Genomic DNA, 13,652 nt, shown 5'->3' with positions numbered 1-13,652 from the left:
GGTCCTGATAAGTCATGGGTGTGTCCGGTATTCAGGCCCATTTGGGCCAAGTTAGTATCTGTTTGTTACTTGACGGAGCCAGCCAGAAGGCCGCGCACCAGGTAGCGTTGCATCGCAAAGAACACGAGCAGCGGCACCGAGATGGAAACGAAGGCGGCTGTCGCAAGGATTTCCCAATTGCCGCCGCGGGTGCCGAGCAGTTCGACAATCTGGTTGGTCATCACCGTGGTGTTGCCTGTGCTGTCGATCAGGAACACTTTGGCGACCAGCAGGTCGTTCCAGGTCCACAAGAACTGGAAGATGGCAAAGGAGGCCAGCGCTGGGAAGGACAGCGGCAGGATGATCTTTGTGAAGATCTGGAAGTCGGTGGCGCCGTCGACCTTGGCGTTTTCGATGATGTCGCGGGGCAGGCCGGACATGTAGTTGCGCAGCAGGTAGATCGCGAGCGGCAGGCCAAAGCCTGTGTGGGCCAGCCAGACGCCGAGGTAGCCTTTGCCGATGCCAATGTTGAGGTGCAATTTCAACAGTGGGATTAGCGCCAATTGAAGCGGCACAACGAGCAGTCCTACCACGGCCGCAATCAGCAAGGCACGGCCCGGGAATTCCATCCATGCCAGCGCGTAGGCGGCGAAGGCGGCAATCACAATTGGGATGATTGTGGCCGGAATAGTGACTGTCAGCGTGTTGAGAAACGCTTTGGTCATGCTGTCGTTGCTGTTGCCGGACAGGAGCACCTGATCATAGTTGGCGAGTGTGAACTCAGGCGGCAAGGTGGCGGTGATGAAAACGCGCTGACCGCGCTTTTTCAGCTCTTTGGTAGAAGTGAATCGGTAGTTGCCTTCCGCGTCCATGGTGAAGGTCTTGGTATCTTTGGTGAAGCTGGCCACCTCGCCCACGGCGTAGGCGTCCACAGCTTTGGACGAAACCCCAAAGCGAGTGATTTCTGTGCCAGTCTCGGGGCCATCTTCTGCCTCTTCCAGCAGATTGCCTTTAACCACCCAAAGCTCGCCCTCTTGCGTGGCAGCCTCAGCACCGCCGGTGCGCAGCTGCACCACCTGTTCAGAAGGGAACAAGGCTTTCCACCAGCCGGAGGCGGCAATTTGATCCGCGGTGCGGAAAGACGACACCAGTAGGCCTACGGTGGGGAACAGCCAGAGCAGTACAAGAACAACAACAGAGAGGTTCACTGCCCAGGAAAGACCGGATTTGCGTCCTGCGATATTATCCATGATCTCTCTCCTCAGCGCATTTCTTTGCGGGCCTGCACCACGTTCCAGATCAGGATCGGGGAGACGAGCAGCATGATGATGATGGCGCTGGCGGAGCCTACGCCCCAGTCGTTTGCGCGGAACAATTTGTCGTACATGTAGTTGGCCAGCACCTGGGTTTCCCACTGGCCGTTGGTCATCGCGAAGACGATGTCAAAGACCTTGAGCACGACCAGCGTGATGGTGGTCCAAACCACCACAATGGTGGGCATGATCTGTGGGACCTTGATCTTGAAGAAGATCTGGAACGGGTTGGCACCATCGACAATCGCGGCCTCGACGGTTTCCTCTGGGATGCCACGCAGGGCGGCGGAGAGGATCACCATGGCAAAGCCGGTTTGGATCCAGATCAGCACGACCATCAGGAAGAAGTTGTTGTAGAACGGAAGCGTCAGCCAAGTCTGGGGCTGGCCGTATGGGAAGTCCATGCCGATGATGTCGAGGATGTTGCGCAGCGCGATCACGGCAATATAGAGACTAACAAGGCCAGAAAAGGCGCGCAGGGCCTTCAGGACGATGTTGTCCTTGCCGTCTAAAATTGGGCGGAGCAGCAGCCAGCCGACATAGGCCACGATGGCGGCAAAGGCTGCGAGGATCAGGACAGGGACGACCTTCAGGAACAGGATGGACCCAAAGCCACCGTCAAATTGCATCCATACAGCGTTCAAGATGCCGATCTGCTCGTTGCCAGCCGGGCGGGCGTCATAGACCAATTTGAAGATCACCGAGGCGCCCACAAAAGAAATCGCCATGGGCATGAAGATCAGAGACTTGGCAAAGGCGCCCCATTTGATGCGGTCGGTGAGCTGGGCCGCCAAAAGGCCAAAAGCGGTGGAAGCGGCGGGGACAACAATCAGCCAGAGCATGTTGTTGCGCATGGCTTCCCAGAACTTGGGTTCGGCAAACATCTGTTGGTAGTTGGCGAGGCCGACAAAAGCGTCGTCTTGCGTGCGGTCTGTCAGGGACAGGCGCAGGGTCTCAAACACCGGGTAGCCGAGATAAAGGCCGAGGGCCACAATCGCGGGGCCAAGGAAGAGCCAAGGACGGACCATGTTGGCACGGTTGATGTTGCGCCCTGCGTTGGGGCCGCGTGCCGGAAACAGTACTTTGTCCAGAAATAGGTTGGAGAGGTAGAAATACCCGAGGCATCCCCCAACTCCGACAATGATGGTCACAAGACCCAGCACTGCTGGTGACATGACGCGCTCCCCCCCGAGGTTTTAGTGGGCTCCCCCGCGCAGTGCGCGCGAGGGGGCAGTTTGTTGTCGTGTGTGAAGAATTACTTCAGCGCGTCCCAGCTATCCTGGATTTCCTGCGCCACGGTAGCGGCGTCTTTGCCGCTGGTGAAGTCAACCATGCCGGTCCAGAAGGAGCCTGCGCCGACACCACCTGGCATCAGGTCGGAACCGTCAAAGCGGAACGTTGTGGCGTTCACCAGAATGTCTGCCTGACCACGCAGCGCGTCGTTCAGGTAGGTTTCTGGGTTCACACCTTTGTGCGGGGTCAGGAAGCCGGACTGTGCCGCGAAGACTTCGTGGGCCACCGGCAGCTGGAAGAACTCCATCAGCGCGGAAGTGGCATCAGATGGATTGGTGATCGCCATCAGTGTGCCGCCACCCAGAACCGGGTTGCCGAGGTCTTTGCCTTCGTAGGATGGGAAGTAGAAGAAATCTACGTCTTCACCAAACTCGATGCCTTCTGGGAAGAACGCCGGCACAAAAGATGCCTGGCGGTGCATGTAGCATTCCAGAGGGGAGTTAAACATGCCTTTTGGGCTGTCGCGGAAGTCTGTGGTGGCCACTGCACCGGCGCCGCCGGAAACTTTGGCGTCATCACCAACAAACCAACCGAACTCTTCAATCGCAGCCACAACGCGCTCGTCGTTGAAGGCGATTTTGTTGGTGGTCCAGTCGTCGTAAACGTCTGCTGGCTGGGTGCGCAGCATGATGTCTTCAACCCAGTCCGTGGCTGGCCAACCGGTGGCGGCACCGGAGCCCAGACCGACACACCATGGGGTTTCGCCGTCAGCGACGATCTGCTCGGTCAGTGCGCGCAGGTCTTCCATGGACTCAGGCACTTCATAGCCTGCGTCTTCAAAGTTTTCCGGCACGTACCAAACGAGGGATTTGACGTTGACGTTGTAGAAGAAGCCGTAGTGCTGATCGGCGCCCATTTTGTCGGCGTAGGTGCCCAGATCAACCCAGCTTTGGCCTGCGCCGTAGTTGTCCACGGTCCATGGACCCATGGATGCTGGCAGCGGGTGCAACAGGCCGCGTGCGGCGAGGTCAGAGGCCAGACCTGGCTGTGGGAACACGGCGATGTTTGGGGCAGCGCCGGCTTCGGCGTCGATCACGATCTGCTGCTCAAAGCTGTCGGAGCCGGTGTAGATCGCCTCGGCGCCAGTGGCGTGGGTGAAATACGCCAGCACGGAGCGGAAGACGTCATCTTCGGGCTGCAACCACGGGCCAGCGACGGTCACAGTTTGGCCAGACAGATCCGGCGCGTTTTCGGCCCATGCGGTGTAGCTGTCCCAGCTGAAGGCGCCTTCGCCGGGCGCAAATTTCAGATGGCCGTCAGCCATCGCAGAGCCGGCGGTCAGGGCCAGAACGGCTGCGCCTGCGTAAAGAGTCGGTTTCATGAGAGTTCCTCCCAGTTTCATGAACTGGAAACCAATTTACCAAAGCGCTTTGAAAATTGCAACGGTGAAGAAAACGGCCTGCTTGTCACCATGATGCTTATGATTTATTAGGAAAAACGGGAGGAGCGCTGCGCAGATCGTGCAAAAACAAGAGAAAAGCACGACTCATTAATCAAAGCGCTTTGATAAATGAAAAAGAAGTCAATGAACCTAAAAGAGCTTTCGGACTTGCTGGGATTGTCCCAGACAACGGTGAGTCGGGCGCTCAATGGCTATCCGGAAGTGCGCGAATCAACGCGGCAGAAAGTGATGGAAGCGGCGCGGGCACATAATTACGCGCCAAACACGCGGGCCAAAACGCTGGCGACCGGAAAGGCCATGACCATCGGGCATGTTTTGCCGGTGTCCAAGAAGCACGAGATGGTGAACCCGATTTTTGCGGATTTCATCGCGGGTGCGGGAGAGATCTACTCGGACAATGGTTTTGACCTGTTGCTGTCGGTCGTCGATGACGATTCCGAGGAGGCGAGTTATCGCAAGCTGGTGTCGCGCGGCGCGGTGGATGGGATCATCGTGCACGGCCCCAAGGTGAATGACAGCCGGATTGCGCTGTTGCGCGAACTTGGCGTGCCCTTTGTGGTGCACGGGCGCTCCACCGAAATTGACGCAGACTATAGCTGGGTGGATGTGAACAACACCCGCGCGTTTCAGCGGGTGACAGAGTTTTTGTTAGACTTGGGGCACCGGCGGATTGCGCTGCTGAATGGTTTGGCGGACATGGATTTTGCGACGCGCCGTGGCGCTGGCTACCTCGCGGCGCTCGAAGCACGTGGGGTGCAGGTTGATCCGGCGCTGATGTTCCACGAGGAAATGACCGAGAACTTCGGCTTTGAAACCGCGCGCAAACTGCTGGCGGCGGACAATCCTCCTACGGCGTTTGTCGCGTCGTCGATTATTCCGGCCATCGGGGTGCGGCGTGCGATTTCCGATGCGGGATTGGAGATGGGCAAAGACGTGTCTGTGGTGATCCACGATGACGCGCTGAGCTACTTTAGCAATGATGGGGATGAGCCAGCGTTTACAGCTGTGCGGTCGTCCGTTCGCCAAGCCGGGCGACATGTGGCGCAGGCTTTGATCAACAAGATCGCAACGCCGGGCGCGCCGGTGCATCAAGAGATGCTGGAAGCGGTTCTGACCGTGGGGCGCTCGACTGGGCAGGCTCCAGCGTTGCGGCAAGCTATGGAACAAGAAAAGTAGAGACTGATGCAGCACAAACGCTCCGATTTTCCTGATGGGTTTCAGTTTGGCGTGGCCACGTCGAGCTATCAGATTGAGGGTCACAAATATGGCGGTGCCGGGCGCACGCACTGGGATGATTTTGCCGCCACGCCGGGCAATGTGGTGCGGGCTGAAAACGGCGCGTTGGGTTGTGATCATTACAATCGGCTTGAGGAAGACCTCGATCTGATTGCCGGTCTGGGCGTGGATGCTTATCGGTTCTCTACCAGTTGGGCGCGGGTGCTGCCGAAGGGGCGTGGCGCGGTCAATGAGGCGGGCCTCGATTTTTATGACCGGTTGGTGGACGGGCTGTTGGAACGCGGGATCAAACCGGCAGTGACACTGTATCACTGGGAGATGCCCTCCGCGCTGGCCGATCTGGGCGGCTGGCGCAACCGCGATGTGGCGCAGTGGTTTGGCGATTTCACGGAAGTGGTGATGGGGCGGATCGGAGACCGCGTTTGGTCGGTCGCGCCGATCAACGAGCCATGGTGTGTGGGCTGGCTCAGCCATTTTGTTGGGGCCCATGCGCCGGGTCTGCGCGACATTCGTGCCACCGCGCGGGCGATGCACCACATCATGTTGGCGCATGGTACGGCGATCCAGCGAATGCGTGGCTTGGGTATGAAAAACCTCGGCGCGGTGTGTAACTTTGAATGGGCGACCCCGGCGAGTGACTCGCCGGAAGATGTCGCTGCCGCCGCGCGCTATGACGCGATTTACAATCGGTTTTTCCTCGGGGGGATTTTCAAAGGGGAATACCCGGAACTGGCTCTTGAGGGGCTGGAGCCGCATTTGCCAACCGGCTGGCAGGATGATTTCCCTGTGATCAGTTCCCCGGTCGATTGGAGCGGGCTCAACTATTACACGCGCACGCTGGTGCATGATGATGCCGCAGCTCCCTGGCCGCGGTATCGGCAGAGTGTGGGCGACTTGCCAAAAACCTCGATGGGGTGGGAGATCTATCCCGATGCGTTGCGGGCGTTTTTGGTGCGCATGGCTCAGGAATACACTGGAAATTTGCCAATTTACGTGACTGAAAATGGCATGTCGGCGCCAGATGAGATTGCGGATGGTGTGGTCGCGGACCCGCATCGGATATCCTATCTCAACAGCCATTTGGCGGCGGCGAAAGATGCGATTGACGCAGGTGTGCCTTTGGCGGGCTACTATGTGTGGTCTTTGATGGACAATTACGAGTGGGCGCTGGGCTATGAAAAGCGGTTTGGTCTGATCCACGTGGATTTTGACACGTTTGAGCGCACGCCGAAGCAATCTTACCATGCTCTGGCAGAGGCGCTGCGCTACTGATCAAGCAGAGAGGCTGTCGAGTTTTTTGCGGAAAGCCAGAACGGTGGCGCGGTTGGTGATCTTCTGCGTTTTGGCAAAGCCGAAGTGGTGCAGATGCTCCGCCACCGGACTCGCCGTGCTGCAGGAGGCGTGGAACGACGTGATGCCGGTATTTTGCGCAAGTTCGGCCAGATTAGAGACTGATACGCCGCTGCCCACCATGATCTCGATCCGACCTTTAGCGGCCTCTTGCATGGCGCGCAGAGTGGCTTGACCGTCCACAGCGCGAGGGGCGCCACCGGACGTCAGGATGCGGTGAATCCCGAGTTCAATCGCCTGTTCCATGGCCGCCAGTGGATTCGGCAGCAAGTCGATAACCCGATGTAGGGTCACCTCAAGTCCTTCCGCCTCAGCGACAAGGTCACGCAGGGTGGGGAGGTCCAGTTGATCGCCTTTGGATGCACCAATCACAACACCTGCTAAACCGGCTTGTTTCGCGGCCTCGACGGAGGCGCGCATGGCTTTTTGATCAGCCACGTCATAGCAGAAATCTCCGGCGCGCGGCCGGATCATGACATGTGAGGGAATGGCGCTGTCCTGTGCGGCGGCAATCAGGCCCGGGCATGGGGTCAATCCGCCCACGTCCAGGGCGCTGCACAGTTCGATGCGGTCCACCACATCGTCGCAGGCGGTAAACCCAGCGGCGGTGTCGATGCAGACCTCAAATGTGAGACTATTCCGCGGCATCTGCGGTCTTTTGGGCCTCAAGTGCTTCGGTCAAAGTGGCACGCACAGCGTGATCGTCACCCAGAAGGAGCACGTCGTCGGTGCGGCGGTTTGCCAGCTGCCCAATGTCCGGCAGCCCAATGCAGGTGGCTGGGTTGGAGATGGCCATACGCAGCGCGGTTTCCTCAGACAGACCGACCTTGTGGATCAACCGCTGAACGCCTTCGGCTTGCGTGACATGCGCACCGGCCAGGCTGCCTTCTTTGTTGATCAGGCGGCCGTTCTTTAGCATCACACGATGGCCGTAGAGGTCAAAGTGATCGGGTCCCCCCACGGTGGCCATGGAATCCGACACAAGGATCATGCGATCGTTTTCCGGGCGCGCGCGCACGGCCAGACCCACCATGCTGTCAGCCACGTGATGGCCGTCACAGATGATACCAGAATAGATAGTTGAGTTGATCACTGCACCGACCGCGCCGGGTTCGCGGCTGGTCATTGGTGACATGGCATTGAACAGGTGGGTGGCGCAGGTGGCACCGGCCTCGATGGCCTCGTTGATCTGCGCGGCGGTGGCGTTGGTGTGGCCAATGGAGACCACAGCGCCAGTGTCTGCCAGCTTGGCGATGGTTTTCAGAGGGGTGACCTCTGGTGCCAGGGTGATCAGCACCGGAATGTTGATGTCGCGCAGATGGGTCACCACCGCCATGGTGCGGTCGTCAAACGGGCGCACGTAGTCTGCTTCGTGGGTGCCACGACGCTCTTTGGAGATATGTGGCCCTTCGATGTGCAGACCCATCACGCCCGGCAAGCCCTGCGCGGCGATGGCCGCATTGGCGGCGTTGTCCAGGACGTCGGCGCTGTCGGTGATCACTGTGGGCAGGAGCGCCACGGTGCCGAAGCGACGGTGGGCCTCTGCGATGGTGGCAATGCCGTCGCGTGTGGGAGTTTCGTTGAGAAACACGCCACCGCCACCGTTGACCTGCAAATCGACGTAGCCGGGCGTCAGCAGGCCGGAAACCTTGAGAGCATTCTTCGGGGCGGGTCCGATTTCGGTAATCTGACCGTCTTTGACGTGCACACCGACGCCAGTTTGAATGCTGTGACCGTCAAACAAACGGTCCGGGGCGATCCAACGATCGGTCATGGGGATACCTCAAAGAAATAGGGTTCCAGCGCCAGTTCGATTTGCGCATCGATCAGGCGTTGGGCGTGAGAACCAGACAATTGTTCGGCACGTTCCAGCGTGGTGGTGCCAAAGGCGGCGCGGACGTGCGCTTCAGACAGGGTGTCAGGGGTGTCCGAGAGGAGCTGCTGCACCGCGGCTTGCGCCTTGGGCTGTGGCCAGTAGTAGCGGATGCGGTCCGCAAGACCGAAGTGGCGCTGGCGACGCAGGCAATTTGTGTCGCCGTGGTAATGGCCTTGCCAATACTTTGGATCACTCAACATCAACTCTTCCATCGTGGCGCGCAGCACGCCGGAGGGTTGGCGCAGCGCATCCAGCGCATAAACCGCCTGCCGGTAAGCAAAGGTCAGCGCCGGGCCCACCTTCTGGAAGGCAAAGCCAAGTTCCGCAAGGCGCACATAGGTGAGCGGGCGTTGATAGTCGGTGGAGTGTGCTTCCAGGCATACAGTTGGGTGATCGGCGATGGCGGCGAGGAAGCCGGGATCACGATTGAGCGGCAGGTGATGCACGTCTGTGGGGCCAAACTCGACGCCGGGCTGTACCACGAGGCCGCCAATAGAGGACGCCAGTTCCCCAAAGGTGTCGATGTGGGCCTTAAGCGTGGCGGCGGCGTCCTGTGCGTTGGTTGGCGGGATGTCGCCATCTTCGTCAGCACGGGCACCTCCGGGGGGCGGCACTTCTGTACCGACCACAAACAGCAGATCGTCGCTTTCTTCCGCGCAAACACGGGCAAGATTAGCGGAGCGCTCTGCGGTTTGATCGTCGGTCAGTTGCGCAGCTTCGCCGGCGCAGCCTTCGGAACAATCGAGATGAATCTTGCCAAAGCCGGCCTTCACATAGTCGCGCACCAGAACGCGGGCTTTCTCCATCGCGTCATCGGCGGACATGGAGCGCCAGGCTTGTGGGCCAAGGTGGTCGCCGCCAAAGATGATGCGCTCGCGGGCGACATTGGCGCGGTCGGCAATGCCATAGACGAAACGGATGAAACCTTCGGGTGTGATGCCGGTGTAGCCGCCGTCTTGATTGACCTGGTTGGAGGTGGATTCAATCACGATCTGGCGGTCCAGTCGTTCGGCCAGCACTAGGGAGGCGCGCAGAACGTCGGGATGTGCGGAACAAACCGATGGGATCGCCACTGGTGTGCCAGCGCGGTTTTTCTGAATAATAGAACGCAGGGCGTGTGTCATAAGTTGGCCTCCTGCCAAGCGGCATACGCGGCCCCGCGGGCGCCGCTGCTGTCACCGCCTTGCGCCAAGGTCAGGCGGGCGGTGGAGAAATCCCCGATTTGGGCTTTTTGTGCGGCAACAGAAAGGTCCTGGATCACACCGTCGATCTGGCTCAGGCCACCACCCAGCACAATCACGTCCGGATCGGCGGTTAGAGTCAGACTGTGGATCATATCCGCGGCCAAAGTGCACCACACATCCCAGACCTCGGCCATGTCATCATGGCGGCGGGCGGCGATTTCCGGTGGCGTGACCCTCTGGCCCGTGAGGGTTTCAGCCAAAGCGGCCAAACCCGGCCCCGCGACATAGGTCTCGATGCAGCCCAAACGGCCACAGCCACAGCGGCGAATGGGCAGGTTGTAACGGGACACGATATGCGCGGGCGCAGAGGTGTGGCCGAACTCGCCGCCGGTCAAGGTTGGGCCCTGTAGCAGAGACTGATTCACCACAATACCGCCACCAATGCCGGTGCCAAGGATCAGGGACATGACAATATTCTGACCTTTGCCAGCACCAAACACCGCTTCGGACAAGGCCAATGCGCGGCAGTCATTCACGTAGGTGATGTGACGGCCGGCAGCAGCGTTGATGTCTGTTGGCAGTGGCTTGTCTGTGGCTGGCAGATTGGCGGTCAGGGCCAAGCCGGTTTGGGGATTGACCAGACCAGCGGCACCAATGCCAACGGGCAGTTTTTCACCGGACTCGGCTTCAGCCCAGGCCACCTGATTGGCCACGGTTTGCACCAGACCTTCATAGGTTTTTGGCGTTGGCTCGCGGTGGCGGGCCACCTCGTTCCATTCTGCATCAAACAGGCGGACCTCACATTTGGTACCGCCAAGATCGATCCCCGCAACGGTCATCAGCCCACTCCGTGCAGTTTCACACCAGAGACCACGCGCGAGAGCGTGCCTTGGCCAGTGAAGGGGTCGTCAACATTGAGGCCCAGATCTGCGGCCCATTTCACGCCGTCGATTTGCGAAGACGCAATGCACAGCGGTGCGGCCCAGGCGGTGCCAAAGGGCATGTCGATGGCGATGTCGCCTGCGGGGCCAATATTGGTCACACGGGCGTCTGGGAACTGCGCACGCAATTCTGCCACTAAGTCGGTGTCATAGGCGTTTGTTGGCGCCTGCGGGCTGCTGAACACGGTGATCGCGGTCACGTCGCGCACAAAGGATTTTGGACCGTGACGGAAGCCCAGCGAGCTGTCCCAGAGCGCAGGGGTTTGACCTGCAGTAAGCTCCATAACCTTCAGTGCAGCTTCACGGGCGGCAAAGGCCAGTGGGCCGGAGCCGACATAGACCGCGCGATCGGGGCGCGGGGTGCCAAACTGTGGCAGCAGACCTTCAAGCTGATCAGCCAGCGCGTTGAAGCGCGCTGGTACATCGCAAGGTTCGTCAAACAGCGCCAAGGCCGTCAGGAGCATCGTGGAGAAGCTGCTGGTCATGGCAAAGCCTGCGTCGTGGGTGACTTCAGGCAGGTTGATGACCTTCAGCGGGCTCGGCGATGTGCGGGTTGCGAGCGCGCCGTCGGGGTTGCAGGTGATGTGCAGCCGCGGGGCTTCTGGGGCCAAAGCGTCCAGAACATCCAGAGTGCCGAGGCTTTCAGCAGAGTTGCCGGAGCGGCCAAAGCTGACCACCAATGGGCGGTTGCCAGTCAGGAACGCTCGCGGGTTTGCGACCAGATCGGTGGAAGGGACCGAGCGGGTGCCCGGCACAGCTGCGGCGATGATATCGCCAATATACGCGCTTGTACCTGCGCCACAGAACCATACTTCGTCTGCGTTCTGCGCAGCAATCCAGCTGCGCAGGCCTGTTACGTCGAGCGCGTTGCCCCAGGCCCGCCAAACGGCAGGCTGCTGGTGAATTTCGCGCCACGTGGCCCAGGTGTCCAAGGTCGTGCTCATGTGGTCTGGGTCACTTTCGCCAGAGTTTCCGGAGTGTCCGGGTTCAAGCCCATTGCGAGCGCGGTTTCAAGGATGACCGGGTAGATCAGCGCAAGAAGGTAGGCGGCTGCGGCGGCTGGCTTGATTTCCGTGTCGATCAGGTCTGTCACGCGAATGCGATGCACGTCACAGCCAACAGCGGTGAAACGCGCTTCGGCTTGATCGAGGCTGTCTTGAATGTCGGCCTGGCCCGTGTCGAGGATCAGCACCATCATCGGGTTGGTCGCCAGTTGCAGCGGACCGTGCAGCACTTCAGACGCGGAATAGGCTTCGGCGTGCAGGGCGCAGCATTCTTTGAGCTTCAGCGCAACTTCGTGGGCGGCGCCAAAACCTGTGTCACGGCCAATCACATAGAAGTGGCGCGCGCGCAGGAAGGCGGCACGCAGGGCGGCGGCATCTGGCAGCGTGGAAGGCGCGGCGGCGATGGCATTTGCGGATGGCTTAACGTCGTAGGAAGACTCTATACCGGCCAAAAGTGCCATTCCAGCGGCCACAGAACCCACCACTGTTTTGGTGGCCGGAACGGCATTTTCAGGACCGGCTCCGATTGCGATGGTGGCATCAGCAGCAGCTTCCACAGGGCTGTCCGGGATGTTGGTCAGCGCCAGAACTTTGGCCCCACGGGAGGCGGCGCCTTTGGCGCTGCGCACGAGGTCTTCGGAGGCGCCGGACTGGCTCACCACCAGCGCGGCGGCGTTGCCCATAGACACACCTTTGCCGATGGAGAAAATCGACGGCGGCAGCGAGGTCACTGGCACGCCAAGTTCCCGCATAAATTCATAAGACAGGATGTTGGCGGCTGCATCGGAGGAACCGCGTGCAATGGTGTAGATCGCTTTCACAGCGTCCAGGTTTGGCAGCGAAACGTCTTGAGTTGCGGTCTTGGCAAAGACATCAAGTGCCTCTGCGCTCTCTTTGGCCATCATTGCGCCGTGTACGGGGCTGTTCATTGTCATTCTCGCAATCCAAACTTATCGAATTCGGCCCAAACAGGGGCCATGTTGATCATTTTTCCGTCGATGCGCGCTTCATCGAGCGCCATCGCGACAAGGCCTGCCTCCAGCGCGTCAACCACGCCAACCGGTAGGGTCTCGGTTTCGCCTCTTAGGAAGGCCACGATGTCGTCCACCATCATGTGGTCCGCGCCGTAGTGAGCCGAGGCCCGGGCGCTGTCCATTTGGGTGTAATCGTGGTCGGCAATCACCGAGCCATCGCGTGCGGTGGCTTTCAGATAGCCGCGGACAAAGTCGCCTTCGGCCATGCCCAGAGCGCCCATCACACAGAACCGGCGGTGCTCATCTGGCACGTTCAGGTTGGTGTGAAACGACAGGGAGGCGCCGCTCTCGTACTGCAAAATCGCGGTCTGATAGTCGATGATGTCGCCGTCTGAGTGGAACGGGTCATCAATGCTCTGCCAGACGCTTTTCTTGCGGTGCATGATTTCGTTTTCGGTGTTTGAGGCGGGCGCAAACGCCGGAACAAATGATTTGCGCCCGCCAAAGCTCGCGACCTGGGAGGGACGCGATCTTGTCACCATGTTGTAAATATCGATGTCGTGGCAGCATTTCTCGAGCATGAAGCCGCCGGACCACTGCACCATGCGCCGCCAGTCGCGCATGAAGAACGCGCCATGATAGGGAGCGATGTGCTCGTTGGCTTCCAGCGACGTGATCGGGCCAAGCTGATCCAGCACGCGGCGCAGATCGACCATATGCTGCGAATAGCGCAGCACTAGGCCGACCATAACGCTGTCGGTGCCATGCTCCGCCAGGAGCGCTGCCAGTTCCATGGTCTCCTCTTTGGTGGTGACCACAGGTTTCTCAGTAAAGATGCGCACGCCTGCAGCGAGGCCGATCTTGATATGCTCCAGATGGAAGCTGTTGGGCGAGCCGACAAAGAAGAGATCCGGCGCGGTTTCCGCCAGCATAGTCTCTACTGTGTCAAACTGGGGCACCTCGGTGCCGATCATGTCCAAATGGGTGGGTTGCGGGTCATAGAACCCGACAAACTCCACCTCCGGCATGGCCTCCTTGAGGATGGAGAGCACATGCCCGGCCCGAAGACCTATGCCTGCTGTGACAACGCGCATGGGAGG

Annotated in this window: 12 protein-coding genes; 2 read left to right on the top strand and 10 right to left on the bottom strand. The window is 59.8% G+C overall.

Annotation, left to right across the window (positions count from 1 at the left end):
* Positions 1-65: 65 nt before the first annotated feature.
* From SIB38_RS02875 to SIB38_RS02865, 3 genes are all read right to left on the bottom strand, one after another.
* Positions 66-1,229: a carbohydrate ABC transporter permease gene (locus tag SIB38_RS02875; protein WP_294115382.1), complete on the bottom strand. Its 1,164-nt coding sequence runs from the start codon at positions 1,227-1,229 to the stop codon at positions 66-68.
* 11 nt (positions 1,230-1,240) lie between these two features.
* Positions 1,241-2,467: a carbohydrate ABC transporter permease gene (locus tag SIB38_RS02870; RefSeq protein ID WP_294115383.1), complete on the bottom strand. Its 1,227-nt coding sequence runs from the start codon at positions 2,465-2,467 to the stop codon at positions 1,241-1,243.
* Between the two features lie 80 nt (positions 2,468-2,547).
* A complete protein-coding gene (locus SIB38_RS02865; protein ID WP_412551301.1) occupies positions 2,548-3,906 on the bottom strand; it encodes an ABC transporter substrate-binding protein in 1,359 nt (452 codons plus the stop codon).
* 204 nt (positions 3,907-4,110) lie between these two features.
* Between SIB38_RS02865 and SIB38_RS02860 the strand changes: the two genes are divergently transcribed.
* Together SIB38_RS02860 and SIB38_RS02855 are read left to right on the top strand one after the other, a co-directional pair.
* Positions 4,111-5,163, top strand: a complete 1,053-nt coding sequence (locus SIB38_RS02860; RefSeq protein WP_294115788.1) for a substrate-binding domain-containing protein — start codon at positions 4,111-4,113, stop codon at positions 5,161-5,163.
* Positions 5,164-5,169: 6 nt separating this feature from the next.
* Positions 5,170-6,495: a GH1 family beta-glucosidase gene (locus tag SIB38_RS02855; RefSeq protein ID WP_294115385.1), complete on the top strand. Its 1,326-nt coding sequence runs from the start codon at positions 5,170-5,172 to the stop codon at positions 6,493-6,495.
* On the opposite strand, the gene SIB38_RS02850 is transcribed toward SIB38_RS02855, so the two are convergent.
* Genes SIB38_RS02850 through SIB38_RS02820 form a run of 7 tightly spaced genes read right to left on the bottom strand, consistent with a single transcriptional unit; the run spans position 6,496 to position 13,646 of the window.
* Positions 6,496-7,221, bottom strand: coding sequence for a copper homeostasis protein CutC (locus SIB38_RS02850; protein ID WP_294115386.1), 726 nt, complete (start codon positions 7,219-7,221; stop codon positions 6,496-6,498).
* Positions 7,208-8,347, bottom strand: a complete 1,140-nt coding sequence (nagA, locus tag SIB38_RS02845) for an N-acetylglucosamine-6-phosphate deacetylase (protein ID WP_294115388.1) — start codon at positions 8,345-8,347, stop codon at positions 7,208-7,210. The genes SIB38_RS02850 and nagA overlap by 14 nt, the downstream gene beginning before the upstream one ends.
* The gene (locus tag SIB38_RS02840) at positions 8,344-9,573 is read right to left on the bottom strand and encodes a class II D-tagatose-bisphosphate aldolase non-catalytic subunit (protein WP_294115390.1); all 1,230 of its coding nucleotides are present in this window, start codon (positions 9,571-9,573) and stop codon (positions 8,344-8,346) included. Before SIB38_RS02840 ends, nagA begins: the two co-directional genes overlap by 4 nt.
* Positions 9,570-10,472: an ROK family protein gene (locus SIB38_RS02835; protein ID WP_294115391.1), complete on the bottom strand. Its 903-nt coding sequence runs from the start codon at positions 10,470-10,472 to the stop codon at positions 9,570-9,572. Before SIB38_RS02835 ends, SIB38_RS02840 begins: the two co-directional genes overlap by 4 nt.
* Complete coding sequence (locus tag SIB38_RS02830; RefSeq protein ID WP_412551300.1) at positions 10,472-11,518, bottom strand: SIS domain-containing protein; 1,047 nt, start codon at positions 11,516-11,518, stop codon at positions 10,472-10,474. Before SIB38_RS02830 ends, SIB38_RS02835 begins: the two co-directional genes overlap by 1 nt.
* Positions 11,515-12,513, bottom strand: coding sequence for an SIS domain-containing protein (locus SIB38_RS02825; protein WP_412551299.1), 999 nt, complete (start codon positions 12,511-12,513; stop codon positions 11,515-11,517). The genes SIB38_RS02830 and SIB38_RS02825 overlap by 4 nt, the downstream gene beginning before the upstream one ends.
* Positions 12,510-13,646, bottom strand: a complete 1,137-nt coding sequence (locus tag SIB38_RS02820; protein ID WP_294115397.1) for a Gfo/Idh/MocA family protein — start codon at positions 13,644-13,646, stop codon at positions 12,510-12,512. Before SIB38_RS02820 ends, SIB38_RS02825 begins: the two co-directional genes overlap by 4 nt.
* Positions 13,647-13,652: the final 6 nt, after the last annotated feature.

The organism is Shimia sp. MIT910701 (genome assembly GCF_047126315.1).
In the GTDB taxonomy this organism is placed as follows: domain Bacteria; phylum Pseudomonadota; class Alphaproteobacteria; order Rhodobacterales; family Rhodobacteraceae; genus Shimia.
The sequence above is the reverse complement of the archived record's forward strand: the minus strand, read 5'-3'. Positions and strand labels throughout refer to the sequence as shown.

Bases quoted from the DNA above. Each gene is read 5' to 3' on its own strand.
- SIB38_RS02850 (WP_294115386.1), bottom strand. From the start codon at position 7,221: ATGCCGCGGAATAGTCTCACATTTGAGGTCTGCATCGACACCGCCGCT.
- SIB38_RS02860 (WP_294115788.1), top strand. From the start codon at position 4,111: ATGAACCTAAAAGAGCTTTCGGACTTGCTGGGATTGTCCCAGACAACG.
- SIB38_RS02855 (WP_294115385.1), top strand. From the start codon at position 5,170: ATGCAGCACAAACGCTCCGATTTTCCTGATGGGTTTCAGTTTGGCGTG.
- SIB38_RS02865 (WP_412551301.1), bottom strand. From the start codon at position 3,906: ATGAAACCGACTCTTTACGCAGGCGCAGCCGTTCTGGCCCTGACCGCC.
- SIB38_RS02830 (WP_412551300.1), bottom strand. From the start codon at position 11,518: ATGAGCACGACCTTGGACACCTGGGCCACGTGGCGCGAAATTCACCAG.
- SIB38_RS02825 (WP_412551299.1), bottom strand. From the start codon at position 12,513: ATGACAATGAACAGCCCCGTACACGGCGCAATGATGGCCAAAGAGAGC.
- SIB38_RS02840 (WP_294115390.1), bottom strand. From the start codon at position 9,573: ATGACACACGCCCTGCGTTCTATTATTCAGAAAAACCGCGCTGGCACA.
- SIB38_RS02820 (WP_294115397.1), bottom strand. From the start codon at position 13,646: ATGCGCGTTGTCACAGCAGGCATAGGTCTTCGGGCCGGGCATGTGCTC.
- SIB38_RS02875 (WP_294115382.1), bottom strand. From the start codon at position 1,229: ATGGATAATATCGCAGGACGCAAATCCGGTCTTTCCTGGGCAGTGAAC.
- nagA (WP_294115388.1), bottom strand. From the start codon at position 8,347: ATGACCGATCGTTGGATCGCCCCGGACCGTTTGTTTGACGGTCACAGC.
- SIB38_RS02870 (WP_294115383.1), bottom strand. From the start codon at position 2,467: ATGTCACCAGCAGTGCTGGGTCTTGTGACCATCATTGTCGGAGTTGGG.
- SIB38_RS02835 (WP_294115391.1), bottom strand. From the start codon at position 10,472: ATGACCGTTGCGGGGATCGATCTTGGCGGTACCAAATGTGAGGTCCGC.